29 protein-coding genes are annotated in these 23,214 nt (G+C 68.8%); 11 read left to right on the forward strand and 18 right to left on the reverse strand.

From position 1 onward, the window contains the following. Positions 1-75: 75 nt before the first annotated feature. Positions 76-366, forward strand: a complete 291-nt coding sequence (locus tag MTAB308_RS01140) for a hypothetical protein (protein WP_077097411.1) — start codon at positions 76-78, stop codon at positions 364-366. 262 nt (positions 367-628) lie between these two features. Here MTAB308_RS01140 and MTAB308_RS01145 read toward each other — a convergent pair whose 3' ends face one another. After that, positions 629-1,813, reverse strand: coding sequence for an acyl-CoA dehydrogenase family protein (locus MTAB308_RS01145; RefSeq protein WP_077097413.1), 1,185 nt, complete (start codon positions 1,811-1,813; stop codon positions 629-631). Between the two features lie 291 nt (positions 1,814-2,104). On the opposite strand from MTAB308_RS01145, the gene MTAB308_RS01150 reads away from it, so the two are divergent. Both MTAB308_RS01150 and MTAB308_RS01155 read left to right on the forward strand, forming a co-directional pair. Next, positions 2,105-2,485 (forward strand): NYN domain-containing protein, encoded by a 381-nt coding sequence (locus tag MTAB308_RS01150; protein ID WP_077097074.1) that lies wholly within the window; start codon positions 2,105-2,107, stop codon positions 2,483-2,485. Continuing rightward, the gene (locus MTAB308_RS01155; RefSeq protein ID WP_077097076.1) at positions 2,482-3,450 is read left to right on the forward strand and encodes an NAD(P)H-dependent flavin oxidoreductase; all 969 of its coding nucleotides are present in this window, start codon (positions 2,482-2,484) and stop codon (positions 3,448-3,450) included. The genes MTAB308_RS01150 and MTAB308_RS01155 overlap by 4 nt, the downstream gene beginning before the upstream one ends. On the opposite strand, the gene MTAB308_RS01160 is transcribed toward MTAB308_RS01155, so the two are convergent. Continuing rightward, a complete protein-coding gene (locus MTAB308_RS01160; RefSeq protein ID WP_245831180.1) occupies positions 3,431-3,736 on the reverse strand; it encodes a DUF4333 domain-containing protein in 306 nt (101 codons plus the stop codon). The two genes, MTAB308_RS01155 and MTAB308_RS01160, sit on opposite strands and share 20 nt — an antisense overlap. A 73-nt stretch (positions 3,737-3,809) precedes the next feature. Then, positions 3,810-4,304: a thiol peroxidase gene (gene tpx / locus MTAB308_RS01165; RefSeq protein ID WP_077097078.1), complete on the reverse strand. Its 495-nt coding sequence runs from the start codon at positions 4,302-4,304 to the stop codon at positions 3,810-3,812. A gap of 110 nt (positions 4,305-4,414) precedes the next feature. On the opposite strand from tpx, the gene MTAB308_RS01170 reads away from it, so the two are divergent. The 6 genes from MTAB308_RS01170 to MTAB308_RS01195 are packed head-to-tail and all read left to right on the forward strand — an operon-like array spanning position 4,415 to position 7,834. Then, complete coding sequence (locus MTAB308_RS01170) at positions 4,415-5,365, forward strand: GlxA family transcriptional regulator (RefSeq protein ID WP_077097080.1); 951 nt, start codon at positions 4,415-4,417, stop codon at positions 5,363-5,365. Positions 5,366-5,382: 17 nt separating this feature from the next. Then, positions 5,383-6,135 (forward strand): DJ-1/PfpI family protein, encoded by a 753-nt coding sequence (locus MTAB308_RS01175; RefSeq protein ID WP_077097082.1) that lies wholly within the window; start codon positions 5,383-5,385, stop codon positions 6,133-6,135. A 31-nt stretch (positions 6,136-6,166) separates the two neighbouring features. Continuing rightward, positions 6,167-6,724, forward strand: a complete 558-nt coding sequence (locus tag MTAB308_RS01180; protein ID WP_077097084.1) for a TIGR03086 family metal-binding protein — start codon at positions 6,167-6,169, stop codon at positions 6,722-6,724. Further along, entirely contained in the window at positions 6,721-7,035 is a 315-nt protein-coding gene (locus MTAB308_RS01185; protein WP_077097086.1) for an ArsR/SmtB family transcription factor, read from the forward strand. Before MTAB308_RS01180 ends, MTAB308_RS01185 begins: the two co-directional genes overlap by 4 nt. Further along, positions 7,032-7,499: an SRPBCC family protein gene (locus tag MTAB308_RS01190; protein WP_077097088.1), complete on the forward strand. Its 468-nt coding sequence runs from the start codon at positions 7,032-7,034 to the stop codon at positions 7,497-7,499. Before MTAB308_RS01185 ends, MTAB308_RS01190 begins: the two co-directional genes overlap by 4 nt. Then, on the forward strand, positions 7,496-7,834 hold the full coding sequence (locus MTAB308_RS01195; protein ID WP_077097090.1) for a hypothetical protein: 339 nt from the start codon (positions 7,496-7,498) through the stop codon (positions 7,832-7,834). Before MTAB308_RS01190 ends, MTAB308_RS01195 begins: the two co-directional genes overlap by 4 nt. A gap of 172 nt (positions 7,835-8,006) precedes the next feature. Here MTAB308_RS01195 and MTAB308_RS01200 read toward each other — a convergent pair whose 3' ends face one another. Together MTAB308_RS01200 and MTAB308_RS01205 are read right to left on the reverse strand one after the other, a co-directional pair. Beyond that, positions 8,007-10,439 (reverse strand): plasma-membrane proton-efflux P-type ATPase, encoded by a 2,433-nt coding sequence (locus MTAB308_RS01200; protein ID WP_083746398.1) that lies wholly within the window; start codon positions 10,437-10,439, stop codon positions 8,007-8,009. Positions 10,440-10,653: 214 nt separating this feature from the next. Beyond that, on the reverse strand, positions 10,654-11,130 hold the full coding sequence (locus MTAB308_RS01205; protein WP_077097092.1) for a nuclear transport factor 2 family protein: 477 nt from the start codon (positions 11,128-11,130) through the stop codon (positions 10,654-10,656). Positions 11,131-11,188: 58 nt separating this feature from the next. Between MTAB308_RS01205 and MTAB308_RS01210 the strand changes: the two genes are divergently transcribed. Further along, complete coding sequence (locus MTAB308_RS01210; RefSeq protein WP_077097094.1) at positions 11,189-11,956, forward strand: SDR family oxidoreductase; 768 nt, start codon at positions 11,189-11,191, stop codon at positions 11,954-11,956. Here MTAB308_RS01210 and MTAB308_RS01215 read toward each other — a convergent pair. The 9 genes from MTAB308_RS01215 to MTAB308_RS01255 form a co-directional block, all read right to left on the reverse strand. Continuing rightward, positions 11,928-12,725 carry a YqjF family protein gene (locus tag MTAB308_RS01215; protein ID WP_077097096.1) on the reverse strand — a complete coding sequence of 266 codons (798 nt, stop codon included), beginning with the start codon at positions 12,723-12,725 and terminating at the stop codon, positions 11,928-11,930. The two genes, MTAB308_RS01210 and MTAB308_RS01215, sit on opposite strands and share 29 nt — an antisense overlap. A 22-nt stretch (positions 12,726-12,747) precedes the next feature. Beyond that, positions 12,748-13,116, reverse strand: coding sequence for a SpoIIAA family protein (locus tag MTAB308_RS01220; RefSeq protein ID WP_077097419.1), 369 nt, complete (start codon positions 13,114-13,116; stop codon positions 12,748-12,750). A 45-nt stretch (positions 13,117-13,161) separates the two neighbouring features. Further along, positions 13,162-13,839, reverse strand: a complete 678-nt coding sequence (locus MTAB308_RS01225; protein WP_077097098.1) for a hypothetical protein — start codon at positions 13,837-13,839, stop codon at positions 13,162-13,164. Between the two features lie 49 nt (positions 13,840-13,888). Beyond that, a complete protein-coding gene (locus MTAB308_RS01230; protein WP_077097100.1) occupies positions 13,889-15,724 on the reverse strand; it encodes a fatty acyl-AMP ligase in 1,836 nt (611 codons plus the stop codon). Between the two features lie 94 nt (positions 15,725-15,818). Then, entirely contained in the window at positions 15,819-16,400 is a 582-nt protein-coding gene (locus MTAB308_RS01235; protein ID WP_077097102.1) for a TIGR03086 family metal-binding protein, read from the reverse strand. Positions 16,401-16,411: 11 nt separating this feature from the next. After that, positions 16,412-17,398: a sigma-70 family RNA polymerase sigma factor gene (locus MTAB308_RS01240; protein ID WP_108637161.1), complete on the reverse strand. Its 987-nt coding sequence runs from the start codon at positions 17,396-17,398 to the stop codon at positions 16,412-16,414. 12 nt (positions 17,399-17,410) lie between these two features. Further along, complete coding sequence (locus tag MTAB308_RS01245) at positions 17,411-18,151, reverse strand: DUF899 domain-containing protein (RefSeq protein ID WP_077097421.1); 741 nt, start codon at positions 18,149-18,151, stop codon at positions 17,411-17,413. Between the two features lie 53 nt (positions 18,152-18,204). Beyond that, positions 18,205-18,948 carry an SDR family oxidoreductase gene (locus tag MTAB308_RS01250; RefSeq protein WP_077097106.1) on the reverse strand — a complete coding sequence of 248 codons (744 nt, stop codon included), beginning with the start codon at positions 18,946-18,948 and terminating at the stop codon, positions 18,205-18,207. Continuing rightward, positions 18,945-19,844: an SDR family NAD(P)-dependent oxidoreductase gene (locus tag MTAB308_RS01255; protein WP_245831181.1), complete on the reverse strand. Its 900-nt coding sequence runs from the start codon at positions 19,842-19,844 to the stop codon at positions 18,945-18,947. The genes MTAB308_RS01250 and MTAB308_RS01255 overlap by 4 nt, the downstream gene beginning before the upstream one ends. 161 nt (positions 19,845-20,005) lie before the next feature. Between MTAB308_RS01255 and MTAB308_RS01260 the strand changes: the two genes are divergently transcribed. Then, the gene (locus MTAB308_RS01260) at positions 20,006-20,473 is read left to right on the forward strand and encodes an SRPBCC family protein (RefSeq protein WP_077097110.1); all 468 of its coding nucleotides are present in this window, start codon (positions 20,006-20,008) and stop codon (positions 20,471-20,473) included. On the opposite strand, the gene MTAB308_RS01265 is transcribed toward MTAB308_RS01260, so the two are convergent. The 4 genes from MTAB308_RS01265 to MTAB308_RS28800 form a co-directional block, all read right to left on the reverse strand. Continuing rightward, on the reverse strand, positions 20,474-20,794 hold the full coding sequence (locus MTAB308_RS01265) for a hypothetical protein (RefSeq protein ID WP_077097113.1): 321 nt from the start codon (positions 20,792-20,794) through the stop codon (positions 20,474-20,476). A 110-nt stretch (positions 20,795-20,904) separates the two neighbouring features. Beyond that, positions 20,905-22,068: an LLM class flavin-dependent oxidoreductase gene (locus MTAB308_RS01270; RefSeq protein ID WP_077097115.1), complete on the reverse strand. Its 1,164-nt coding sequence runs from the start codon at positions 22,066-22,068 to the stop codon at positions 20,905-20,907. 153 nt (positions 22,069-22,221) lie between these two features. After that, positions 22,222-22,524 (reverse strand): hypothetical protein, encoded by a 303-nt coding sequence (locus MTAB308_RS28795; protein ID WP_077097117.1) that lies wholly within the window; start codon positions 22,522-22,524, stop codon positions 22,222-22,224. A gap of 160 nt (positions 22,525-22,684) precedes the next feature. Next, the gene (locus tag MTAB308_RS28800) at positions 22,685-22,891 is read right to left on the reverse strand and encodes a hypothetical protein (RefSeq protein WP_157900886.1); all 207 of its coding nucleotides are present in this window, start codon (positions 22,889-22,891) and stop codon (positions 22,685-22,687) included. Positions 22,892-23,214 lie beyond the last annotated feature (323 nt).

Below are 23,214 nucleotides of genomic sequence, written 5' to 3' on the forward strand. Positions count from 1 at the left end.
CGCTGCGCTCCGGCCGAAGCGATGGTGTTCGCACGGCAGGCGCCGTCCACCGCCGTCGGCTACTGTTTTCGGATTATGGACGACCGCGACAAGGACCCGACGGTGGTCTTGCGGTACCTGGTGGGCCGGCCCCTCGCCGCCACCGAGGTCTACGAGGCGTTCGGTTATCGCAAGTCGGCCTACTACAAGGCCGCTCGCGAGGGCAGGCTGATCACGGCCGACAACCTGATCAGGGCCGCCGAGTACTTCGGGCTGAACCCCATCGACCTGCAGGTCCGTTTCGGGCTGGTCGCGCCCGAGGCCGTCACCGAGTACGTGGAAGCGGCGGCGGCCGCGCCGAGGCTGCGCGAGAAGCCGTCGGTCTGACGCCACGGCACGAAAGTGCCTTCGCGACAACGACGCCGCCCGACTTTCGCGCATTGTGCTCATTCGCGCGGTAGGGTCTGGATAAGCGACGATTACCCGGTTTTGCGCATTGTGCTCGGGGGATCGGTCAGCCCTGCATGGCAGTAGCTGGCGTCGTGAACTCTTCGTCGAAATCGACGCCGGCGCGAAAAACTTCGAGTGGACAGCACGGTGGCGTCGATCTCGACGTCCAAAGGAGCCGACGCCGGCGGGGGTCAGTGAGTCACAGACCGGGCTGGTCGTCGATGATGCCCAGCCATATCTGCGCCACGTCGATGGCCACCTTCTCGCTGATGAAGGCGTGTTGGGTTCCGGTGTAGATGTCGCGGAAGGCGCGCTCCAGGCGGCTGCCCTCGCGGATGGAGCTGGTGCCCGCGACCAGATGCGCCCACTCGGCGCAGGCCCGCGCGGTGTCGGTCGCATAGACGGCGGCCACCCGCATGTCGGCGCGCAGGGCCGGTGTCAGGTCGTCGCCGGCCGCGACGGCGGCCTCGGCGGTGGTGAACGCGTCGATCACCAGCAGGCGCGCGGCGCGCCACGCCGCGCGGTGGTGCGCCAGCCCTTTCTGGAAAGTCGGGCGGCTGGCCAGCGAGGCCATGTCGCTCATCCGGAACTTCGTCGCCGCCAGTTCCTGGACGTCGTCGAGCATGCTCTTGGCGACGCCGAGCGCCCACGAGGCGTGGCCGGCGGCGGTGACCGGCATCAGCCCCATCCGCGTGGCCGGTGAGCGGCCGCGGTGCGGCTCCCGGACGAACAGCTCGAAGGTGCGGGCCGACGGCACGAACACGTCCTGGACGCTGTAGTCGTAGGAGCCGGTTCCCTTGAGGCCCTGCACGTGCCAGCCGTCGTCGAAGCTGACCTGTTCGCGCGGAAGCACGGCGACGCGCATCTCCGGGAAGCCCTCGCTGATCCAGCGCATTTCGCCGTCGTCCATCGGCAGGAACCCGGCCGCGACGTATTCGGAGTGGCCGATGCCCGAGCCAAATTGCCACGCCCCGGTCACCCGGTAACCGCCGTCGACCGCGGCGCCCTGCCCGTTGGGAAAGAACTGCCCGCCCAGGGTGACCCGGTTGTCGTGGGCCGTGAACACCTCCGCGAAGCCCTCGTCGGGCAGGTACGTCGCGGCGGCGAAGGACGACGGCAGATTGGCGATGCCGATCCACCCGAACGATCCGTCCTGCCAAGCCATTTCGATCCAGGTTTCGATCATCTCGGTGAACGACGGCTCGACGCCACCGGCCTCGACGGGGTTGAACGACGACATCAACCCGCTGGCCCACATTTCGTCGACGATCGCCGGGGTCAGGGTGCGCGCCCGCTCGGACTCGGCGGCCTGCGCCTGCACCAGGTCCCGCATGCCGCGGGCCAGCGAAACCACCCGGTCCTCCGTGTCGGCTAACGACGTCATCGGCGTTCCCATTCATCGGTTACGGTGCGCCGGCACCCCGTGGAGAAAACCGGTGCCGGTGACCGTAATTAATACCATCGCGACCGTCGCCGTCGTGGAACTTGCCCGCCGATTTCCCGGTCGAGTGTGCGCCGAGGGCTTTGAGCGTGCGTTCTGGGCGGCCGTTCCTCGGCGTGTCGCCGCCGTGAGTGCACACGCACCGCCCAGGATTCACACCGCGACGGCCGGACACCGGGCCTTGCCGCGGCTCTCGGGGACCGCCCCGCAACCGGTGTGCCCTACCGTGTGCCTGTGCGGTGGATCGTCGACGGCATGAACGTGATCGGCAGTCGCCCCGACGGGTGGTGGAAGGACCGCGGCCGCGCCATGGTCGCGCTGGTGGAAAGGCTGGACCGGTGGGCGGCGACGCAGGGAGAGCACGTGACCGTGGTGTTTGAGCGGCCGCCGGCGACCCCCATCGGTTCGTCGGTGATCGAGGTCGCGTACGCCCCCAGGGCGGCCGCGAACTCCGCCGACGACCAGATCGTCCGGCTGGTGCGGGCCGACCCGCGGCCGCACGACATTCGGGTGGTGACATCGGACAAGGGCCTGACCGATCGGGTCGCCGCGTTGGGCGCCTCCGTCTCCCCCGCGGCCGGCTTCCGCGACCTGATCGACCCGCGCGGCCGATGAGCGCCGACGGCGGTGGCCCCGCCCCCAACCGGGTCTGCGAGCTCGCGCGGATCGACGTCCCGATCATCCAGGCGCCGATGACCTACATCGCCGGCGCCCAGCTCGCCGCGGCGGTCTCCAGCGCCGGGGCGCTGGGGATCATCGAAACCACCTCCGACCAGGGCCGGGCCGACATCCGGCGGGTCCGGGAGTTCACCGACCGTTCCGTGGGCGCCAACATCGCGCTGTTGTTCAACCGCGATCCGGCCGTGGTGGATCTCCTCGTCGCCAACGACATCCGGTTCGTCACCACCTCGGCCGGCGATCCGGCGCTGTTCACCGACCGGTTGCACGACGCGGGCATCACCGTGTTCCACGTGGTGGGCACCCTGGCGGCGGCCAAGAAGGCCGTCGACGCCGGCGTGGACGGGCTGGTGGTGGAGGGCGTCGAGGGGGGCGGGTTCAAGAACCGCTTCGGCGCGTCGACCATGGTGCTGCTGCCGTTGGTGGCGGCCCAGGTCGACGTGCCCATCGTGGCCGCGGGCGGCATCTGCGACGCCCGATCGATGGCCGCAGCGCTGGTCCTTGGCGCCGAGGGCGTGCAGATGGGCACCCGGCTGATGGCCTCGGCGGAGTCGCCGGTGCACGGCAACCTCAAGCAAGCGGTCGTGCGTGCCGACGAGACGGCGACCGTGCTACTGCCCCTCGACGGGAAACGGATGATGCGGGTGATCCGCACCCCAGCCGCCGAAAGGCTGGAGGCCTCAGCGTCTTTGGCGGCAGGCGCGGAGGCGCTGCAACGCGTCCAGCGCCTCTACTTCGACGGCGACATGGACGCCAGCGTCGCCAACACCGGCCAGGTGGCCGGCCGCATTCTCGACATTGCGCCGGCCGCCGACATCATCGCGCGGATGTGGACCGGGTGCCGCGAGGTCCTGGCCGCCACGGCCGACCGGCTGGGGCCGGTTACGACGGACGGCTTCTGACGTCGAAGTCGACCCGTTCACCGTCGACCTTGGTGATGCGCAGGTGCGCGGTGTAGGGCTTGCCCTCGGGACCGGTGAAATGGCAGTCGAACTCCTGGCCGACCTTGGCCTCCACCCCCGACGGGCAGTGCACATCGGTCGGGTGAAAGCCGGTCTGGCCGGAGACGACGTCGACGACGGATTGCGCCGCGCCCTCGGGTTTGACCGTGGATTTCGGGCTGCACGCGGTCAGCGCGATCACGATTGCGACCATGCCCGCGATAAGGGGCGCGCTGCGGTTTGCCATCGTCGAGGCTAACACGCAAAGCCACCGATCTACCAGCTCAGAGCCCGCCGCCGCGATGCACTGCAAACAGGCGTCAGCCGACCGCCGCCAGCGCCGCGTCGTAGTCGGGCTCCTGCGCGATCTCGGGCACCAGCTCGGTGTAGGCGACCTTGCCGTCGGCGCCGACCACGACCACGGCGCGCGCCAGCAGGCCGGCCATCGGGCCGTCGACGATGCTGACGCCGTAGTCCTGGCCGAAGCTGTCGCGGAACGCCGACCCCGTCTTGACGTTCTCGATGCCTTCCGCACCGCAGAATCGCGCCTGCGCGAACGGCAGGTCGTTCGACACGCACAACACAGACGCGCCGCTCGCGGCCGCGCGCTCGTTGAAGGTCCTCACGCTCGTCGCACACACCGGTGTGTCGATGGACGGAAAGATGTTCAGCACCACGGGCTTACCGCTGAACTGGTCGTTGCTGACCGCGCCCAGGTCCGTGCCGACCAAGGTGAAGGCCGGGGCCGGGGATCCGACGGCAGGAAGCTCGCCGACGGTGTTGATCGGGTTTCCACGCAAGGTTATCTGTGCCATGGGCACAGTCTGCCAAGCCCGGTACCGGGGCCTGGGGTCAGGTCGCCATGTCCTAATTCGTGGGGTACTGGGCGTAGACGCCATGACGGGTGCGGGCCGAGACTGAGTGCATGACTCGCAGGGTGGTGATCGTCGGCTTCCCCGGCGTTCAGGCGCTCGACGTGGTGGGACCCCACGACGTGTTCACCGGCGCGTCGCTGCTGACCGGCGGTGGGTACGACGTCCTCATGGCCTCGGTCGGCGGCCGGCCGGTGACCACCGCGACCGGGCTGGGATTCCTGGCGAAACCGCTGCCCGACCCGAGCGACGCCATCGACACCGTCGTGCTGCCGGGTGGCGGCGGCGTCGACGAGGCGCGAACCGATCCCGAGCTGGTGGGCTGGATCAAGAGGGTCACCGGGAAAGCCCGGCGCGTGGTCACCGTCTGCACCGGCGCGTTCCTCGCCGCCGAGGCGGGGCTGCTGGACGGCCGGCGGGTGACCACGCACTGGGCCTTCGCCGGGCGATTGGCCCGCGAGTTCCCCGCCGTCGACGTCGATCCGGACCCGATCTTCGTCCGCAGCTCGGAGACGGTGTGGACGGCGGCGGGTGTCACCGCCGGAATCGATCTCGCGCTGTCCTTGGTCGAGGACGACCACGGCACCGAGGTCGCGCAGACGGTTGCCCGCTGGCTCGTGTTGTACCTGCGCCGCCCGGGCGGGCAGACGCAATTCGCGGCGCCGGTGTGGATGCCGCGCGCCAAACGCACCTCGATCCGCCAGGTGCAGGAGGCCATCGAGGCCGAACCCGGCGGGCAGCACAGCATCGGGGACCTGGCCCGCCGCGCGGCGATGAGCCCGCGCCATTTCACCCGAGTCTTCACCGACGAGGTGGGTGAGGCGCCCGGCCACTACGTCGAACGCATCCGCACCGAGGCCGCGCGCCGGCAGTTGGAGGAGACCGACGACACCGTCGTCGCGATCGCGGCCCGGTGCGGCTTCGGCACCGCGGAAACGATGCGACGCAACTTCCTCCGGCGCGTTGGCATCTCGCCGGATCAGTACCGCAAAGCCTTCGCCTGATCGAGAAAGGATCAACGATGTCCCAGACCCAAATCGCCATCGTGGCCTATCCGGGTTTTACCGCGCTGGACATGATCGGCCCGTACGAGGTGCTGCGCAACCTGCCCGGCGCCGACGTGCGATTCGTGTGGCACGAACCCGGACCGATCACCGCCGACTCCGGCGTGCTGGTCATCGGCGCCACCCACTCGCTCGCCGAAACCCCTTCCCCCGACGTGATTTTGGTGCCGGGCGGACCGTCGACGCCGGTGCACGCACGCGACGAGGCGCTGCTCGAGTGGCTGCGCCGGGCGCATTCGAGCGCCGACTGGACGGCGTCGGTGTGCTCGGGCTCGGTGATCCTGGCGGCCGCCGGCCTGCTCAAGGACCGCCGCGCCACCTCGCACTGGATCGCCCTTCCCGCGCTGAAGGCCTTCGGCGTCATCCCCGTGTCCGACGAGCGGATCGTGCACGAGGACAACGTCATCACGAGCGCAGGGGTGTCCGCCGGGTTGGACCTGGCGCTGTGGTTGGCCGGCCAGATCGGCGGGGAAGGCCGCGCCAAGGCGATCCAGCTCGCGATCGAATACGACCCGCAGCCGCCGTTCGACTCCGGTCACATGTCCAAGGCGTCGGCGACCACGAAGGCCGCCGCCACCGCGCTGCTGTCGAGGGACAGCGTCAAGCCGGCCAACCTGAAGGCCACCACGTTACTGGCCTGGGATCAGGCGCTGGGTGCGGTCCGGTCGCGCCGGCGCAGGCGCGTCGCACCCGCCGCGGCCGGGGCTTGACGCCTTATTTAGCGAGCCCTAAATTTAGCGGGTGCTTAACAACCAGCCCGCTCCCGTGCTTCTCTATCGCGCCGCGACGGATCGCGCGGTTGCGGTCGTCGAGGCGGTCGGACCCGATCAGCTCGGGCGGCCGACACCGTGCTCGGAGTGGTCGGTGCAGCAGCTGATCGATCACCTCGTCGGGGGCGCGGACTACCTGCTCGCGGCGGCGACGGGTGTCGAGCCGGGCCCGTCGGCGGGTGCGCTCGGCACCGACTACCGAGACCGCGTGGACCGCGTCCTGGCCGCCCTGGACTCCCCCGGCGCGCTGGAGCGCGTCTGTGTGTCACCGCTCGGCTTCGACTGGCCGGTGTCGGACGCCGTTGCCGGCACCTTTATGGACGTGCTGATCCACACCTGGGACTTGGCCCGGGCGACGGGCCAGGATGAACGGCTCGATGTGGGCCTGGTGGAGGCCTGCGTGGCAATGTTTCTCCCCGAAATGCCAAGGCGCGGAAGGGAAGCCGGGATAATCGGCCCAGAGGTGGAGGTCGGCGAGGGCGCCTCGGCGCAGGATCGGCTGCTGGCGGCGATGGGCCGCGCACCATGACCGAGCCGGCCGTCGAGGATGCCATCAGGGCACTGGCCCACCCCGGCCGGCGCACGATGCTGCAATTGGTGTGGGATCGGGAGCGGCCCGCCTCCGCCCTGGCCGAGGCCGCGGGGCTGTCGAAATCGGCTGCGAGCCAGCACCTCAAGATTTTGCGCGACGCGGGATTGGTCGATGTCCGTGCCGATGCGACGCGCCGGCTGTATCGCGCCGACCTGGCGCGCGTCGCCGAGGTCGCGGCCTTGCTCGATGACTTCTGGGCCGCGCCTCTGCAACGGCTGCGCGTCGCCGCCGAAGGCGAAGCTCGATGAAGCTGGTCATTCAGCAGATTGTGGTGCGGGCGACCCCCGAGCGTGTCTTCGAATTGTTCACCGACCCGGCGCAATTCGGGCAATGGATGGCCGCGGGCGCAACCCTGGACGCCACGCCGGGCGGCGTCGTCCGCTGGACCCATCCCAACGGCGACACCGTATCGGGCCGCTACGTCGAAGTCGACCCACCGCGCCGGATCGTGTTCACCTACGGCTGGGAGCGCGCCGACGTCGGGATCCCGCCCGGCTCAACCACAGTCGAGGTCGACCTCATACCGCAGCCCGACGGCACCACGCTCGTCAAACTGGTGCATCGCGGCCTCGACGACGGGGCCGCGGAGGCTCACGACGGCGGCTGGACCCACTACCTCGATCGGCTGTGCCGCACCGCCGAGGGCGAGCACGTCGGCGCCGATCCGTGGGCCGACCGCCGGGTGCCAAGTCGCGCGGAGCTACGCCGGTGAGCGGCGATTCCACCGAAGCCCGCTTCTGGGCGGTCGCCGAACCATTGCTGGCCGACGCCACGGTCACCCGCTCGACGATGATGGGCCTCCCCTGCCTGCGGGCCGACGGCCGATTCTTCGCCTCGTTCGACCGGCGCAACGCCGCGCTCATCGTCAAGCTGCCGGCGTCGAGGGTCAACGAGCTGATGGAATCGGGTGGGGCCGAGCCATTCGCGCCGTCCGGTCGGCGGTTTCGCGAGTGGGCCGCCATCGGGTCAGGGCGCCCGGAAACGTGGCCCGCGCTTTTACGCGAAGCCCTGGCATTCGTTGCAGCCCAGCAAGTTTCAGATTCTTAGCAAGCAGGAAGGGCACACTCACGCGCGAGCGGTGGCGATGAGCCGGTCAAGCGCGGGGCGTTCAAATGGGTTCTGGGTGTCTTGGAACCGGCCGATCCCGTCATAGACGCGAGCCGCGATTTCCGGCCAAAGTCCGCCGCCCTGACGATTTTCCGGCTCGGAGTCCATGAGTTCAACGGCGGTCAGGTGTTGCGGAAGCACGGGATCGGCGGTGGTCGAGCCAGCGGTAGGCCGCGAGCTTGATCCGGTCATTGATTAGGAACCACAACACGGCGTAGGCCCACACGACACCGGCCCACCGCCATCCGATCGGTGTCATCGCCACCCCGTAGACGGAAATCAGGGTGGCGATCGTTTGCGCTGTGATGACGGCCCCCAGCAGCAGTGGTGCGGGTGCGGGCCGTGACCAGAAGGGGCCGCGGGTGCGGGCGAGGAAGATGGTGAGCTGCCCGGCGACGGACAACTTGAGGTAGATCAGCGTGCGGATCATGTCGTGGCTGAGGCCAAAGACCTTGTCGGCGAGGAAGAAAAGCGTGAAGGTGGCGACGACGCCGATGACGCCGAGCACCGTGGCGATGGTCAGCACGACGCGCATGTCCCATTTGACGGGCTTGGGTGAACCGCGCACGTGGTCGTAGGCGATGGACAGGATCGCGCCGTCGTTGAGCAGCGCGAGGAACACGATCATCGCCGCGGTGACCGGGAAGAAGTTCATCAACACGACCGCGAGGGTGATCAGCAGCAGCACCCGGATGGTTTCGGCGATGCGGTAGGTGGCGTAACTGGTCAGCCGGGCAAAGATTTCGCGGGCCTGCCCGATCGCAGCCACGATCACCGACAACCCGGGCGCCAGCAGGACCACGTCGGCGGCCGCCCGGGCCGCATCGGTGGCCCCGGCCACCGCGATGCCGGCGTCGGCCTGTTTGAGAGCGGGCGCGTCGTTGACCCCGTCGCCGGTCATCCCGACGATGTGGCCCCGGGCCTGCAGCAGCCGCACGATGCGGTATTTGTGTTCGGGAAAGACCTGCGCGAAACCGTCGGTGGCCTCCACTCGGGCGCCAAGCTCGTCGTCGGCGGCGTCGACGTCAAGGGTGGCCGCATCGAGAATCTGGTCGCCCAGGCCGACCTGGCGGGCGATCTCGCGGCCGATGGCGACTTGGTCACCGGTGACCATCTTGACGTCAATGCCCAACTGCTGTGCCGCGGTGACAGTGGCCGCGGAGTCGTCGCGCGGCGGGTCGGCCAGCGCCAGCACGCCCATCAGCCGAAAAGAACCGTCGCCGTGGGTCCTGGCCACTGCGAGGGATCGATGCCCGTGGGTGGCGAAGCGTTCGACCACATCGTTGAGCCGGGTGGTGGCGCCGTCGCCTTCGCACAGGGCGGCGATGACCTGGGGTGCGCCCTTGCTGACCCGAAATGTCTGACCGTCGCCGTCGTGCACTAGCGCCTCGGTGCGTTTGCGGACCGGGTCGAAGGGGATGAACTCCTCGACCTGAAGCGACGGTCGTCGACCCGCGGCGGCAATGATCGCCAGATCGATGAGGTCGTTGTCTTCGGCCCGTGAGGCCAACGCGGCGACCGTAAGCAGGTCGTCCTCGGAGGTGCCCGGGGTGGTCCAGCGGGCGGCGACCGCGAGGCGGTTCTGCGTCAGGGTGCCGGTCTTGTCCGAGCACAACAGGTCGATGCCGCCGAGTTCCTCGACCGCGGGCAGGTGGCTGACGACGGCCTGCCGGTGCGCCAGCTGGCGAGCACCCACTGCCATGGTCACCGACAAGACCGCCGGCAGCGCCACCGGGATCGAGGCGATCGTGACCACCAGCGCGAACTCCAGGGTCTGCAGCACGGGATTACCCCGGACCAGCGAGACAGCGATCGTCAACGTCACCAACGCGACCGCGATCACGATCAGGTAGTTGGCGATGCGCAACACCGCGCGCTGGAAGTGGCTGACGGTACCCGCAGTCTCCACCAGCGCCGTGGTCTTGCCCATATAGGACGACGCCCCGGTGGTACACACCAGGGCGTCGGCCTCCCCGCGCACCAGCACCGACCCGGAATACAGACCCTGGCCCTGCCCGCGGCTCACGGCCAGCGATTCCCCAGTCAGCGCCGACTGATCCACCTCGAGCGTGACGTCGTCGAGCACCCGCAGATCGGCGGGTACCACATCACCGAGCCGCACCCGCACCACGTCGCCGGGCACCAATTCGCGGGCCGCCACCGTCACCCACCCGCCGTCACGCAACACCCGTGCCGAGGACGCCAGCCGTTGCTTGAGCGCGGCGATCGCATTGGCCGCCTGGTGCTCCTCGAAGAATGCGACCAAGCCGTTCACCGCCAGCAGCACGCCGATGATCACCGCGTCGGTCCAGTGCCGGGCGGCGATCGACAACGCCAGCGCGACCTCGATCATCCAGGGGATCGGCGCCCAGAAATAACCCAAAAACTCGAGCACCGGATTGCGGTGGCGCTCAACGATTTCGTTCGGGCCACAACGCTGGAGCCGTCGCAACGCCTCGGCGGCGGTCAAACCGGCTGTGGAGCTGTCCAGCTCGATCAATGCCTGCGGCAGCGGCACTTTCGCCAATTCGTCATCGGTCTGCACCGCTGCCTCCTTCGCCTCCGGTCCGGCGATTTGGGCTCTTGTGCGGGCTGCGGAACTTCGCGAACGGTCACAACCCGACACCGTGCGTACTGACCCAATACAGTAGGCGGGTGCAATTATTGCACAATGCTAGTGACGCCAGAAGGCGTAATTTGGGGCGCAGCGCGGGTCCGAGAGGCATTACTTGCGCCGCAAGCGTTCGCGCCCTTCGGGTTTAGGCGTTGGGCTGCAGGATCTCCTCCGACGCGAGCCGCCCGCCGGCCTGCATCCAGGAGGCCACCACCCGGGGCGCGTCGCGGTTCGGGTTGTAGATGTCCTCCTCGCTGGAGAACAGGCCGTCGCCGGCGTAGACCAGCCGGGTCCAGTTGGGGAACCAGAACGGCTCCCCGTCCGGGTCGGTCGGGTGGTCCAGCAGGTTCTTGATCATGATGACGACGGCGTCGTTGTCGTCGTCGTAGGCGATCCAGTCATTCGGAAACCGCATGTGCGGGAACGGGGCCATCACCGCGACGATCCAGTCCCGCACCGCCTCGCGGCCGTGGAAGACGCCGTAGTGATGCTCGGTGTAGACGACGTCCTCGGTGAAGAGATCGGCGAAGGCTCGCCAGTCGCCCGAGGCGCTGCACCCCTCGACGACGGTCGTGTAGTTCGCGACGGCTTGCTCGATTTCGGCCCTGCTGAATTTGCCCATAGCGGACACACTAGAACGTGTTTCGATTCAAGGTGACTGCTCTGAATGGGGATATCGCATGGGCGTGCTGAACTTGTTCGACCTGCACGGCAAGAAGGCTCTGATCACCGGGGCGTCCAGCGGCATCGGTAAGGAAGTGGCGCTGGCCTACATCCAAGCCGGCGCGGAGGTGGCGATCGCGGCCCGTCATTCCGACACCCTGGAGGAGGTCGCCGCGGAGCTCACGGCGGCCGGCGGCCGGGTCGTGCCCGTCGGTTGCGACGTGACCCGGCCAGACCAGGTCGACGCCATGGTGGACCGGGTGACCGCGGAGCTGGGCGGCATCGACATAGCGGTCTGCAACGCCGGAATCATCACCGTCACACCGATGCTGGACATGCCGCCCGAGGAATTTCAGCGCATCCAGGACACCAACGTGACGGGCGTGTTCCTCACCGCCCAGGCCGCGGCGCGGGCGATGGTCGCGCGGGGCCGGGGTGGGGTCATCATCACCACCGCCTCGATGTCCGGCCACATCATCAACATTCCGCAGCAGGTCGGCCACTACTGCGCCTCCAAGGCGGCGGTCATCCACCTGACCAAGGCCATGGCCGTCGAGTTTGCGCCGCACCAAATCCGGGTCAACAGCGTCAGCCCCGGCTACATCCTCACCGAGCTCGTCGAGCCCCTGTCGGAGTACCACGCGCTGTGGGAGCCGAAGATCCCGATGGGCCGCCTGGGCCGGCCCGAGGAGCTCACCGCCCTGTATGTGTATCTGGCCAGCGAGGCGTCCAGCTACATGACCGGCTCCGACATCGTCATCGACGGCGGCTACTCCTGCCCGTGAACGCGGATCCCTCCAGCGGGCGCGGGCGACCGAAGCGCGCCCGCACGCCCTCCGAAAACAGGGCGCGCAGACGCGCGCCGGCGGGTCGCACCCCGCTCGCGCCCAGCAATTCGTCGCTCAGTTCGACGACCTCGGCCGCGCGCATCGGCCACGGATCGTGCTCGTTCGGCACCCACCAGGTCCGGCCGGCCTTGCGGGTGTGCGCGCCCCACCGCGCGGTGAGCCAGACCTCCAGCGGTGTCGGGTCGACCACCTCACCGACGGCGACCGTCACGCGGCTGCGCAGGCCGCGGCGGGGCCAGCGGCGCACGCTGTCGTAGGTGAGGTGGTCGCCGCGGCGCGTCACCCGCATCTTCGACCACGTGTAGGGCACGCCTAGGCCCATCCGGATCGCGGGCACGGCGGCCAGCCGCGAGGTTTCGAGCGAGCGGAACAACACGCCGTGCCGGTCGGCGTCGTCGATCGAATAGAGCCGCACGTTGGTCTCCGCAAATCGGCCGAAGTACGGCAGCGGCAACGCGGTGCCGACTCGGGTGCCGGCCAGCACGAACGGGATCAGCGACACGTAGGTCATCCCGTCGGCGAAGACGTCCGGGCGGGTGCCGGGCGGGTAGAGGGCCTCGACGCCTTCCGGGCGCACCGGCCAGTGCAGGAACGTCAGATCGGCCCAGCGCTGCTCGAACGTGACTCGACCCGGAAGCGGCGGCGGCGCGACCGGGTACCCGGCGAGACTCGGTTGCGCGTCGGGGAGGTCGGGCGGGACGGCCATTCGAGAACGGTAGACCGGCGCCTCACGATCCGTTGATAATCCACTGCCGCGCCTGCTCAACTTGCCCGGCGGGAAAGTGCTGGATCGTGGCTGACACAAAGTGCGAGCCCAGATGCTCGGCCACATCCGCGAGGTGCGAGTCGGTGACCACCGCGACCTTCTTGATGTGTTTCTGGTGATCCCGGACGAAGCGGAAGTGGGTGACCACCGCTGAAAAACTGTCCCAGCCCGGGAACGACGGCGCGCTGATGATGAGGCCGGCAAGGTCGCCGTTGGCCTCGATTTGCGGGTCGACGGCCTTGGCGAGTTCGGTGAAGTCGTTCTCGTCGAGGGCGGACTGCGGGTGGACCAGCAGGATGTTGTGCTCGCTGTCCAGCTCGTAAGCGATCATGCCGTCATGGTGCACCGAGCCGCTTGCACAGATAAGAGGCGAAAGTCATCCCTCCAGCTGGCCGGAGATCCCCCGCTCGATGCCGGCCTGCGTCGTGGGGGGCAACACGATGAGACCGTCGAGTTCTTTGCGGGCCAGGTCGAATGCCTTTTGTCGTTCCTGCGGCGCCGCGGCGGGATCCGCGGCCACCCGCAGCAGGCTCTGGGCGCGCGCGATCCGCTGCCGGCCTTCGGCGGAGAAGTCGCTGCGGCGCCTGCGCGTGGCCTCGGCCTCGGCGACGTTGAACGCGGTCACGTAGTCCTCGACGGCGGATTGATACCGCGCCGCGCCCTCCCGATCGTCCAGGAGGTCCTCGGCCTTGACGGGGCGCAGGAAGTCCGCCCGGAGCTTGGCTTTGTGAAAGCCGATCGTGAGCGGATCGCGCATGTCGGTCATCAGCGGGAAGTCGAGCAGCTTGGCCACGTCGAGTTCGTACTCGAGCCAGCGCGCGTCGGTGCGGTTGTGCTCGTCGATGACGCGCCGGAGTGAACGCCATTGCGCCGCTTGGCTATTCGCGCTACCGACCGGCGCGCCGACAGCTTCCGCCGGGCGCGTATGATCCAGCTCCCGCGGCTCTTCGGCGCGCCGCTTGTTGGCGGTGAACGCCCGCACCGCGGCGACCACCATGCCCGTCAGCGGCAGGATCACGATCAGGAGCTCGGCCAACCGGATGAGCAAACCCACCCCGCCAGGATGCCACCGCTGCGCCTCCCGGCGGCCTCGCATCCGCTGGTTAGTGCGCTCCCAGCGTGCCGCCGAGGTATTGCGCGCGGCAGGCTCGGCGGGCCAGTTTGCCGCTCGTGGTGCGCGGGATGCCACCGGCCGGCAGGAAGCGCACGTCGGAGACCGGGACGCCGTGCCGGTGCGACACCGCCTTCCCGATCGCCTCGATCGCCGGCTGGGGATCCTCGCGACTGGTGCCGGCGGCGCGTTCGGCGATCACCACGAGACGCTGTTCGCGGCCGTCCGGGACGCAGAACGCGGTCACGTATCCCCGGCGCACCATCGGCGAGGCTTCGGCGACGGTGGCCTCGATGTCCTGCGGGTAGTGGTCGCGGCCCGCGATGGTGATCAGATCGGCGATGCGGCCGGTGACGTAGATCTCGCCGTCGAGGTACACGCCCAGGTCCCCCGTCCGCAGCCAGGGCCGTCCGGCCGTCGAGCCCTCGGCGTGGCTGCCGTCGGCCAAGCGCGACCGCAGCGTGGCGCCGAAGGCCAGGCGGGTCTCGTCGGGCAGCCCCCAATACCCGCGACCCACGTTGTTGCCCTGCAGCCAGATCTCGCCGACCTCACCGTCGGGCAGTTCGGATCCGCTCTCTGGGTCGACGATCACCGCCCATAGGCTGCGGGCGACCCGGCCGCAGGACACCTGCGCCACCGCGTTCGGGGCGTCCGCCGCGACACGTACCGCGTGACCGGCGCTCAGCTGTCCGCGGTCGAGATACACGACGGATGCCTCCGCGGAGGAGTCGATGGTCGCGATCATCAGGGTCGCCTCCGCGATGCCGTACGAGGGCTTGAATGCCGTGCGCGGCAATCCATACGGGGCGAAGGCCTTGTTGAAGGTCCGGATCGCGTCGATGCTGACCGGTTCGGAACCGATGATCAGCACGACGTTGCGCAGGTCGACGTCGTCGCCGGGCGCGGGCAGGCCGCGCTGCGCCGTCCACTCGTAGGCGAAGTTCGGGGCGGCGGTCACCACCCGGCCCTGCTTCGACCCGGTGGACAGCGCCTGGATCCAGCGCAGCGGCCTGCGGACAAAGGCGGTGGGTGACATCAGGGTGGAATGCCCGCCGTACACGGCGGGAAAGCCGATCATCGACAGGCCCATGTCGTGGTAGAGCGGTAACCAGCTGACGCCGTGGGTGTTTCGGTCCAGCAGGTCGATCGAGAGGATCATCTGCACCAGGTTGGTGCCGACGGCGCGGTGGGTGATCTCCACCCCGACCGGGGGCCGCGTCGCGCCCGACGTGTACTGCAGGTGCGAAACGCGGTCGATGCCCAGCTCGACGGGCACGTACAGCTCCCCCGCCGAGTCGGGTATCCGGTCGATGACGATCAGCTGTGGCTTCCCCAGGTCCGGGAGACCGGCGAGAAAGCTCTCCACCGCCCCTTTCGCGTTCGCCGTGGTGAGCACCGCGGCCGGCCGGGAGTCGCGCAGCGCCGTCTGAAGACGCTCGGCGTGGCCGGGCAGTTCGGGCGCGAACAACGGCACCGCTATGGTCCCGGCCTTGATCGCCGCGTAGAACCCGGCGACGTAGTCGATGCCCTGCGGCGCCAGGATCGCCACCCGGTCGCCCTCGCCGGCGAACCGCTGCACCCGCGCGGCGATCGCCCGCAACCGGACCCCGAATTGGGCCCAGGTCACTTCTACCGCGTTTCCTTCGGAGCGGGCGTAGTCCAGGAAGCGATACGCCACGGCGTCACCGACATTGGCGATGTTGCGCTCGATGAGCGATATCAGGGTGGTGCCCGGCGGCAACTCGACGCCGCCCTCGGCGTCCAGGCAGTCCTCGATCAGTAGCAGGCCCTGTGGAGCCGCGGCGCCGTGCTCCGAACCGCAATCCATGAGCGCAGTCTAGGTGCCCGCCGCGGGCCGTCGGTCGCCCGCGCGGGGCGACGCACTGCACGCCCGCGACGACGAGCTGCGCCCGGGCCCGCGCTCAGCGAGGGGCCTGTCGACGGCCAAAGAGGGCAAGTAGCTGCTCACTCGGTGTGGCGGTCAACGGTGCCGGCAGCGGTTCGGCGAACACGTGCCCGGCCAGCCCGGCGCGGGCCAGGGGTGGCGAAACGCACAACAGGGCCGAAGCAACATCCGAGGGTATGGGCCGATCGATTCGGCAAGCCTGGGCGATGTCCCACGCGTGCACGGCCATCTCGATGGCACCAACGTGGGCAACGGTTTTGGCGGGTATCGGCCGGCCCTGGATTTCGCACCACCGGCCGGCAACGCCGGCAGCGGCGTTGTGCGCCCGGGCTGCGAGCACACAGTCGACGATCGCGGCCCGCACGGCGCTCACGGGATCCGCGGCCGCCGCCGGCCGGGTCCCCTCGTCGTAGTCGCGCGCGGCCAGCACGTCGGCGACCTCCGCCAACGAGGCGCAGACGTGGTGCAGCAGCCGGCGCAGGTCCCACCCCCGGCAGGGCGTCGGCGCCGCGAGGTCGGACGCGCGGACCAGAAGGAGATTCTGGAACAGATAGCGGGCCGCTTCTGTCAGCACGGCCCGCTCGTCGGTGTCGGACACGCTCGGTGCCTTCAGCTCCCCGGCGCCGCGAAGGCCTCGGGCAGGCCGAACTTTGCGACCAGCGCCGCGTCGTTGAACGCAACGATGCGCGAGATGCGCCCGCCGACCAGGGACAGCACGTCCAGCCCGTGGGCTTGATAGGAACCATCCGGTGCCCGCCTGTACATGGCCAGGGCCGGGGCGCCGTTGGCCTGGGTGGGCGCGAGCCGCCATTGGTCCGCAGTGTGCAGCACGACCCGGGCCAAAAACGCGCACACCGCTTCCCGCCCGGTGAACCACGTTGGAATGGGCGGCATTTCGAGATCGACGTCGGCGCGTAGCAGTTCCGCCAATGCATCGACATCGGCGTTTTCGAAGGCGGCCATGTAGCGGTCCAGCACGCCGCGCACTTCGGGTTCGGTGGGTTCGCCGAGCTCGTCGAGCCTCGGGCCGGCCTCGGCCAACCGCGCGCGTGCGCGTTGCAGGGCGCTGTTGACCGCGGCGGCGGACGTCTCCAGCATTTCGGCGACTTCGCCGGCCTGCCAACCCAATACGTCGCGCAGCACCAGGACCGCGCGCTGCAAGGGCGACAAATGCTGCAGGGCGGCGACGAATGCCAAGCGGACGCTACTGCGAACCGACACGACGACTGCGGGGTCGTCGGTGGCGCCGTACAACAGGCTGTCCGGCGCGGGCTGCAACCACGGGATGTCCGATTGCGCCGGCGCCAGCGCAACCGCCGCGCCGTCGGCCGGGGCGCCGAGCCCGGAGGGAAGCGGTCGCCGCTTGCGCGTCCGCAACACGTTCAAATACGTGTTCGTGGCAATCTTGTAGAGCCACAGCCGGACTGAGGATCGGCCCTCGAACCCGGCGTAGGCCTGCCACGCCCGCAGGTAGGTGTCCTGCACGAGATCCTCGCACTCGTCGACCGATCCGAGCATGCGGTAGCAGTACGCCCGCAGCTCGGGCCGGTACCGTTCGGCGACTTGTGCGAAATCATCGATGCCGGCGTCCGCCATGCTCAGAGCCTTTCACGCGTCGCGGCGGGGCCGGGGATCGTTGGGGTTGCGCGCGCCCGGTTCGGGGTCGTCCCACCACTGCGGTTGCTGCTCGCCGTAGGCGTCGTGCCAGTTCCACCAGGCATAGGCGGGGCTCTGCGGGTAGCCGGCCGGGGAATCCTCCCAATCCTCTTGCCGCCCAAGGGCGGTCATGTCGAGGTAACTCCAGGTGGTGCCCAGCGCCTCGTCGCCGCGGTTGTTGATGAAGTAGGTGCGGAACACCCGGTCGCCGCCGCGGATGAAGGCGTTGGTGCCATGCCACTCGTCGACACCGAAGTCGCGGTCGAAGTCGTCGGTGATCGTGTACCAGGGCATGTGCCAGCCCATCCGGGCCTTCACCCGGGCGATGTCGGGCTGACCGCCGCGGGAGGCGAACACCAACGTGGTGTTGCGGGCATTCAGGTGGGCCAGGTTGCCGATGTGATCGGCGATCATCGAGCAGCCCCGGCAGGCGTGGTCGGGCCACCCTTCCACCCCGGGTTCGAAGAACGCCCGGTAGACGATCAGCTGGCGGCGGCCGGCGAACAGGTCCAGCAGGGTGACCCTGCCGTCGGGCCCGTCGAATTGGTAGGGCTTGTCCACCGGCAGCCACGGCATGCGGCGGCGCTGGGCGGCCAGCGCGTCCCGCGCCCGGGAGAGCTCTTTTTCCTTGACCAGCAGCTGCCGGCGCGCCGTCTCCCAGTCCTGCGCCGATACGAGCGGGGGTGCCTGCATGTTCATCGTTGGCCTTTCGGTTGTGGTGCAGTGTTTTTCGACGCTTGGGTGCGTCAGGCGAGCTGCTGCAGCCCCGCGCCGGTAAGCAGGTAGCCGGGAGCGACGCCGGCGGTGTCCGCCCGCGCCAGTTCGAGGACGGCCGCACCGGCCGATTCCGGGCTGAGCGGTTCGCCGAGCTGCCTGACATATTCCTCCTCGGATTGACCATTGCGGGCCGCGTAGGCCCGCACGGCGGGGCGGCCGAGGTCGGTCAACGGAGTGATCCGCGGCAACACCGCGGTGAAGGTGATGCCGAGTCCCGCGCGGTCGGCCTCCTCTTGGGCGTAGCCGCTGATGAAGCGTTGGGTGGCTTTGGCGCCGGCGTACCCGCCGCTGAGCGGCGAGCCGGCCAGCGCGGCGCCGCTGCTGACGACCACCACCGTGCTGCCGGGCCGCAGCGGTCTGAGCAGGGCCTCCCGCAGCCAATGAAAGGCGATACGCACGTCGGTGTTCCAGTTGGCCGAGAACGTCTCCCAGGTGTGGTGCTGCAGAGGGCGAATCAGTGGGGTTGCCCCGGCCACCAACACAAGCAGCTGCGGATCGTATCGGTCCAGAAGGCTGCCCGGCACCGAGGAGTCGGCGGCGTCGGCGACGACCGCCTGAATGCTGCCGGCGCCGCCGGGCTCGGGAAACGTGGTGGCGCTGCGGGACAACGCGATCACGGAGGCGCCTGCCGCGGCCGTAGCCAGTGCGATGCCCCGCCCCAGGCCGCGGCTGGCGCCGACGACGAGTGCGGTCTTGCCGGATAGGTCGTTCATGGTGTGCTCCTGGTTGGTGATCGGTGGGCCATCGGTGCCGCGGCGACGAGCTCGGCGAACTGACGCTCCAGCGCCTTGGTCGGGCTGCTGGTCCACCCCCGTGCGAGCGATTGCGACACGGGGTCGGGGAAGATGTCCTGCTCGTCGCGCGCGAGGGCGTCGAAGATGGCCGACGCCACGGATCGCGGGGTCGATTTCGGGATGTCGAGCTCGCGGGTCATGTCGGTGTCCACGGGGCCGGTCAGGACGGCGTGGACGCGCACGCCCTCCGGCGCGAGGAACGCGCGCAGCGACATCGTGAGGTTGAACGCGGCCGCCTTCGAAATCGAGTACGCGGGGATGAGCGGCAGCGGCGCCAGCGCGTTGATCGACAGGTTGTTGACCACCGCTCCGCTCGAGCGCATCAGCATCGGCAGGAATGCGCGCGTGACCGCGTGCGTGCCGAACAGGTTGACGGCAAGGTGCCGCTCGAGGACCGAGGGATCGTTCAGGTCGTCGTAGCGCGCGATGCCCGCGTTGTTGATCAGCACGTCGAGCGATTCGACCGCGCCGACGGCGTCGTGGATCTGCGCACGATTCGTCACGTCCAGTGCCACCGGCACGACGCGCTCGTCCGGTGCGGTAAAACGATCCCGGGTGCCGGCGTAAACCCGCCGCGCCCCTCGGTGCAGCGCCTCGTCCACGAGCGCCCGGCCGATGCCGCGGTTGGCGCCCGTGATCAAGACTGCCTTGTCGGCGATCTCACTCACGACAAACCCCTTCCCAAACCAAAAGCCCCCGCGGGAGGCGCGGGGGCGGCTTACGTTGACCCATCGAGCGATCGAGTCCGACGGATACACGTATAGACAATCCTCGACGCCAAAATTCATCGCGGGGCGGCGGGCGATCGCCGGCAACCGAGGTTGTCATCGCCGACGAGTCCCTCTGGATTCACCCGGCCTGAATAGATTTGGGGTTGCCTGGAGCCGGGTTTGCCAGCTGCAGGCTCAAGCTCGAGGACGGCCGCACCGTGACCGCACTCGCAGAAGCTCCATACCCGACGCGTAGGGTACGCGGCATGTCGGGCCGTAAGTTTTCGTTCGAAATCAACCGCACCAGCAGCGCGCCCGCGGCGACGTTGTTCCGGCTGGTCGCCGACGGCGCCAACTGGTCGAAGTGGGCCAAGCCCATCGTTCTTCAGTCGAGTTGGACGCGCCAGGGGGATCCGGCGCCGGGCGGCGTCGGGGCCGTCCGCAAGGTCGGGATGTGGCCGCTGCTCGTGCAGGAGGAAACCGTCGCCTACGAGCAGGACCGCCGGCACGCCTACAAGCTGGTCGGGCCGCCCAGCCCCGCCAAGGATTACTTCGGCGAGGTGGTCTTCACCCCGAATCAGTCGGGCGGCACCGACATCCGCTGGACGGGCGAGTTCGTCGAAGGAGTCCGCGGAACGGGTCCGGTGATGCGGGCCGCGATGGGCGGGGCGGTCCGGTTCTTCTCGGGCCGGCTGGTGCAGGCGGCCGAGCGCCAGTCGGCCGGCGACAGGTAGCTACGGGCCGGGGTGATCCTCGACCCATTGACCTTGCTGCTCGGCTTGCTGAGCCTGCTGTTGAGCCTGTTCGTTTTGTTCCTCGGCCTGTTGCATGGACTGCTGCAGCTGTTGCTGCGCCAGCTGTTGCTGCAACTGGGCCTGGTCGTCGCCGTCGTCGGCGGCGAATCCCCCGACGGGGCCGCTGGCGGGAGCGGCCACGGCCACGTCGGGGTGCGCCGTGCCGAAGAGCGCGAGCGTCGCAAGGGCCGCGGCCCCGGCGAAAATCAGTTGGAGGCGCTGCCATTGCCGACGCGGCGTGCCGACTTCCCGGATTGTCATGCACTGAGGTTTGCGCCCGTGACTAGCTGCGAGCTGAGAAGCCGCTGTCGCCGCAATATGAGATCACCCGCGCGGGGGCGGCCGCACGCGGTGGTTCGGCCCTTGAGCCGCTACTTCGAACCGACCTCGTCCTGATACTTCTTGGCCATGTGCTCGACGGCCTGCAGCTGGGACTGCGCCAGGTCGTCGCGCACCTGCCCGGCCCGCGCCGCGGCGTCCAGCGTCGGCTGCGCCAGGCCCTGGAAGTGGGGCATGACCTCGGCGGCGAACAGTTCGGCCGATCGCTTGGTGGCCGCGGGATTCGCCCACTCGTGGCCCATCTGCAGGAAGCAGCCGAAGCCGCCGGACTGATCCCACAGCCGTTGCACCTGGGCGCGGGCCCGCTCGGGCGTGCCGATGACGCCCGCCCCGTTGTCGTTGATGATGTCGATCATCTCGTCGAGCTGTTCGCCCGGCATGGTCATCTGGGGGAAGGCCGCCACCTTCTGGAAGTAGTTGAACCACGACTCGATGCCGAATTTCACGTCGGCGCGGGCCTGTTCGTCGGTCTCGGCGATGTGCATCGGCCCGACCAGGCTCCAGTCCTTGCGATCGACCTGCGTGCCGAATGCCGCGGCGCGCTCCTCGACGATGTTCCAGTGATAGGACAGCGCGTCGAAGCCTTCGACAATGAGCGTCGCACCGATGGACAACAGCCCGATGCCGTGCTTTCCGGCCAGCCGGGCACCGGTCGGCGAGGCGACCGCGGCGACCGCCAGCGGTATCCCGCCTTCGGAGTACGGGGCCAGCTGCAACTTGGCGTCAAAGAGCTGGTGCGTGGGCGTCTTCGCGCTCACCGTCTCCCCCGCCAGCAACCGAACGACGATGTCGAGGTTGGTCTCGAGAAGCTCGCGCGTGTCGGTCGGATTCAGCCCGATCATCGAGGAATCCGTGGGCAGTGAACCGGGACCCACCCCGCCGATGATGCGCCCATGGGTGAGGTGATCCAGCAGCATCAACCGATCGGCGACCCAGAGCGGGTTGTGATACGACAGCGAAATGACCCCGGTGCCAAAACGAATGCGCTTGGCGCGTTCGGCGGCCGCCGCGATGAAGACTTCCGGGGAGCTGATGATCTCGCTGCCGGCGGAGTGATGCTCGCCGATCCACGCTTCGTCGAAGCCGAGCGCGTCGAGATGTTCGACGAACTCGAGATCGCGTTGCAGCGCAAGGGTGGGGTTGGTGCCCGCACGGTGGAACGGGGCGATGAAGTATCCAAACCTGAGCTTGGCCATGGTGTCCCCTTGCAGTCGAGTTGCGGAGAACCATAACTCAACTCCCGTTTGGGTTAGGCCAAAAGGGACGACCCACAACGCTGCTCAGCCGGTGGGGCCAGATTCACGTGGCCCCACCGGCTATCGGAGCAAGTCGTCATCGACGGTGAGCGATCAGTAGCCGCCGCAGAGGTTGCCGACGCACCCGCCGCCGCCGCCCGGTCCACCGCCGCCGCCCCCGGCGGACCCACCGGGTGCTGTGGACGGCGCGACGCTCGACGTGGGAGTGGTGGTGGTCGACCCGCCGCCCCCACCGGGTGCTGTGGACGGCGCGACGCTCGACGTGGGAGTGGTGGTGGTCGACGGCGTCGTGCTGCTGCTGCTCGGCCCCTTGTTGCCGCCGCCGCATCCGACCGCCAACACGAGCATCGCCGAACCGCCCAACAGCGCGACGGCGTTCCTGGCTCCTGATCTCATCGCTTCCCCAATCCCCTCGCACCACTGGTTTGCAGTCCACTTCTCCGTACCCGGGCACGCGCGGCGGCAAACGGGTGGAAACACCGCCGATGGCGACGGCGGCCCGGAATGCACGGGGCCGCCGGATCGAGCGATCCAGCGGCTGCCGGGGATTCGGGGCCTAGCAGTTCGAGCCGGAAATGCAGCCGGTCAGGGTCGCCGCATGGACCCCGGCGTGAGGTGCCGGAGCCGGCGCGACGGACGACGGCTGGGTCGTCGTCGATGCGCTGCCCACCGGGCCGATGCCTACGCCACCGAATCCGACCGTCACAGCGACCGCAGCCGCGCCGCCGAACATCGCGATGGCCGCCTTAGTTGGTGCCTTCATCAGCCACTCCTCTCAACGTGGAGTAATACCGCAATTATACACCTATGCAACTATTGCTAGGGCGAAGGTTTCGTCCGGTTGCGGCCGCCCCTCTCGGACACTGGCGAATCGCGCTTGCAAACAATCTCCGAGTAATTGACGCTGATCGCGCGAATTCGAGAGGCTTGGCTCCGTGTAAACAAATTTTACAGGACGACCGATATATAATCACGGTTATATAACGATTAGATATTTATTTAATAACGTGCCTCGTCTGCCAGGGCCAATGCGCTTAGCGTATGCGCAACCAAAAGCTCTCTGACGACGGGCCGGGCTCGGCCGTC

It is taken from the genome of Mycobacterium terramassiliense (assembly GCF_900157385.1).
Taxonomy (GTDB): Bacteria; Actinomycetota; Actinomycetes; order Mycobacteriales; family Mycobacteriaceae; genus Mycobacterium; species Mycobacterium terramassiliense.